The organism is Aquimarina sp. I32.4, from assembly GCF_002924285.1.
Lineage (GTDB): Bacteria > Bacteroidota > Bacteroidia > Flavobacteriales > Flavobacteriaceae > Aquimarina.
Map to the genome: position 1 here is coordinate 1 of NZ_PGUB01000238.1, position 1,197 is coordinate 1,197.

The window sequence follows — 1,197 nt, forward strand, 5'->3', positions numbered from 1 at the left end:
TGCTACTAATGAAACTAAAAACAGCGGATTACAGATTGTTAAAAACAAAAATAGTTGCTAAATACATACTTTTAGCGTAATCGGTTACGGTATTGTATTTGGCATGATTGGAAAAAGGTAGAGAGAAAACGTAAGAATCTGATTCGATTAGGGATTAAACATGGACAAGCATATGCTTGGAGTCGAACCCGAATGGGAGGTTGGGCAGTAGCTCAAAGTCCTATACTAGGTACTACCATTACCATATCCAGACTCAAAAGAAAAGGATACGTTCCTATGATTGACTACTTAAATAAGGAGCAAACTTCGATTTGGTGAACCGCCTGTTACGAGACCCGTATGGCAGGTGGTGTGTGAGGTGCACTCCGCTATCTAATGATGGCGGAGCCATCTACACGATTGTGCCTCGTTTTTGACTTTTTATTCTCAATTAAATATTTTTAATTCCAGGTTTTCACTATTCAGCTTTATAATTCTCCATTTTTGTTCAGTAATGACACTTTCACATTTGTCAAGCTTAATTGTAAACACTGATTTCGTATTAAATTCCCAATGCCCATTACAATCTTTATACATTGGAGTATAGGGTGAAGTTGCACACCGATTGAAATTTTTCCGTTGTATTATTATACCATCTTTCTTAAACTCTATTCCTCTTGTATCCTTTTTGAAACTTTTGGATTTTACATATTTTGTTGTTCCATTTGAATAGTCCGAATAGACCCAGATACCGATTAGTAAAATGTTTTCGTGGTCAAATGATTTGTAAGAACTTACGTTAAAAGAAAAAATCAATAAAAAGAATATATGTAGTGTTTTTTTCATTCCAGTAAATTTAATGTTCGTTAAGGGACATGATGAGGCACAACGTTGAGTGTATGGTGTCGTAAGGGATTGCGGGTTTCAAACCTGTCAAGTTACCACCCAAAGTTGATGCGGGTGATGCTGCTCGAAAACCTCTGAAACCCTTATGCACTATACACATTGTGTGTGCCCAGCATGGGCATCTATTATTTATCGAAGATAAATAATTAATCTAGAGGGTGCAAGTCCCTTATGGGCAGGGGTTACGCCTTGAACCATTAGTAAGTCGCAAGCTGGTTTATCGTGAGATATGCAGTGAAGGAAGCGAGACTACAAAGCTCGGTACTGAGGTACACGAATCGCATATTGAGGCTATTAGATCGGATAAGTAGG

The 1,197-nt window shown here is 37.7% G+C and carries 1 pseudogene; it reads left to right on the plus strand.

Annotated elements, in window-relative coordinates:
• Positions 1–75: 75 nt before the first annotated feature.
• A pseudogene (locus CVD18_RS23565) lies at positions 76–318 on the plus strand (group II intron reverse transcriptase/maturase); the annotation flags it as partial.
• Positions 319–1,197 lie beyond the last annotated feature (879 nt).